A 2,228-nucleotide genomic window follows, 5' to 3' on the forward strand; every position below is an offset into this window, starting at 1 on the left:
CTAGTGTCCTGCGCCTGAAATTCGCTTCGTAATTGTAGAATGGGGTATGGCGAGCGTTGGGCGGCCGAAGGCCCCTTTGGAACTGTCGGATGAAGAGCGGGAAACGCTGTCCCGGTGGGCTCGCAGGGCCAAGTCGGCCCAGGCGCTGGCCACGCGCTCCAGGATCGTGCTGGGCAGCGCCGAGGGCCTGAGTAACGTGGAGGTGGGCGCCCGGTGCGGAGTCGAACCTCATACCGTGGCGAAGTGGCGGCGCCGGTTTCTGGAGCGCCGCCTGGACGGGCTGGTCGATGATCCCAGACCCGGCCGTCCCGCAAGTATCACCAGTGATCAGGTCGAGGATGTCGTGGTTGCGACGCTGGAATCGACGCCGAAGAACGCCACGCACTGGTCAAGGGCGAAGATGGCCGAGCGGTCGGGGCTGTCAAAGTCAACGATCGGGCGGATTTGGAGGTCTTTCGAACTCAAGCCCCACCGTGCCGATGGCTTCAGGCTCTCCAATGACCCCTTCTTCGTGGAGAAGGTCTATGACGTCGTGGGACTCTACCTGAACCCGCCCGAATCCGCGGTGGTGCTGTCCGTGGACGAGAAGTCGCAGGTCCAGGCGTTGGCCCGGTCCCAGCCAGCCTTCCCGATGATGCCCGGCATGCCGGAGAAGCGCACCCACGACTACGTCCGGCACGGGACCACAACCCTGTTCGCGGCACTGAACACCGCGGACGGGTCCGTGATCTCCAGCCTGCACCGCAAACACCGGGCCATCGAGTTCAGGAAGTTCCTGGCCAAGATCGACGCTCAGGTCCCCGAGGGCCTGGACGTGCACCTGATCTGCGACAACTACCAGACCCATAAGACACCTGTTGTGAAGACGTGGCTGCAGAACCACCCGCGTTTCCACATGCATTTCACTCCGACTTACTCATCCTGGCTGAACCAGGTCGAGCGGTTCTTCGGTTTCGTCACCGAGGATCTGCTGCGTCGCAGCGATCACCGCAGCGTCCAGGCCCTCGAGTCCGACATCCGCAAATGGGTCAGTGAATGGAACACCAGTCCCACACCTTTCACCTGGACCAAAACAGCAGAACAAATCCTCGAATCAATCGGCCGACTTCTGAACCGAATTTCAGGCGCAGGACACTAGATGATTAATTCCTATTGGATTTAGTGGTCGAAGGCGATGAGTGATCGTTTCCGGGGTGTGCTGGTGCGCCAGTTGTGCCAGATCGCGGCGGCGAGGGCAAGGAGTCTGGCTGCGACTCTGGCGTAGACCCCGGCGAGGGTCCGACCTGCGTGTTGTTCCAGCGTGAGCTGGCCTTTGAGCGTGTCGAAGACGGATTCGATCCATTGCCGGATGCCGCCGAGTTTGCCGAAGCGGGGTTTCTCGTCCTTGCGGTCCGGGCGGATCAGATGGGCACCAAGGTCTTCGGTGATGAACCGTTCAAAGTCACGGCCGGCGAAGCCCTCGTCCCCGAGAATGACCTGCCCGGCCCGGATGAGGTGGTGGTCATGTGTCAGCAGCGCCTGGGTGACTTCGCGTTCCCCGATCTTCGGGTTCGCCAGGCCCCAGATCACGGGCATGCCTTCGGGGGTGCTGATCAGGTAGAGCCGGAAGCCCCAGAAGAACCGGGAGTGGGAGGCGCAGTAGCCGTAGCCGGCATGGCCGGCCAGATCGGAGCGCTTCACGGTTTCCCGGGAGGTCCCGCAAGGCAGGGGGGTTGAGTCCACCAGGCGCAGCACTTCGTACCAGGACGGGGTGTCCCGGGCCAGGGCCGTGATCGCTGTGACGATCAGCGGGCCGGCGGACCGAAGCCGCTTGTTGAAACCGGACTGGCCCGGGATGCCGGGGAACATCCCGCGCAGATGTGCCCGTGCGTAGCGGACCCACCGGGACTCCGAGGAAAAGCCGAGCAGTTGTTGGGCCACGACCAGGCAGAGCAGCTCCGCGTCCGTCAGAACAGGCTTCCGCCCCGGCCGCCGGCCGCGGGACACGCCCAGATCCGGCAGGACCTGATCGGTGAGAAAAACGTAGAGTGTAGTCAGGAGAGTGTTTAGTTGAGGGTTCACATACTCGGCTTAACACTCTCCGCCTCACTTTAAAAGCGGCCACACCACGCTGAAGCAATAGGAATTACTCATCTAGTGTCCTGCGCCTGAAATTCGCTTCGTAATTGTAGAATGGGGTATGGCGAGCGTTGGGCGGCCGAAGGCCCCTTTGGAACTGTCGGATGAAG

2 protein-coding genes are annotated in these 2,228 nt (G+C 62.3%); one reads left to right on the plus strand and one right to left on the minus strand.

All coding sequences use genetic code 11. The features are described 5' to 3' along the window. The first annotated feature begins 46 nt into the window (after positions 1-46). The gene (locus M2282_RS30965; RefSeq protein WP_280812595.1) at positions 47-1,138 is read left to right on the plus strand and encodes an IS630 family transposase; all 1,092 of its coding nucleotides are present in this window, start codon (positions 47-49) and stop codon (positions 1,136-1,138) included. 20 nt (positions 1,139-1,158) lie between these two features. On the opposite strand, the gene M2282_RS30970 is transcribed toward M2282_RS30965, so the two are convergent. Then, positions 1,159-2,061: an IS982 family transposase gene (locus M2282_RS30970; RefSeq protein WP_280812596.1), complete on the minus strand. Its 903-nt coding sequence runs from the start codon at positions 2,059-2,061 to the stop codon at positions 1,159-1,161. Positions 2,062-2,228 lie beyond the last annotated feature (167 nt).

Source organism: Variovorax boronicumulans, from assembly GCF_029892485.1.
GTDB lineage: Bacteria > Pseudomonadota > Gammaproteobacteria > Burkholderiales > Burkholderiaceae_C > Variovorax > Variovorax boronicumulans_B.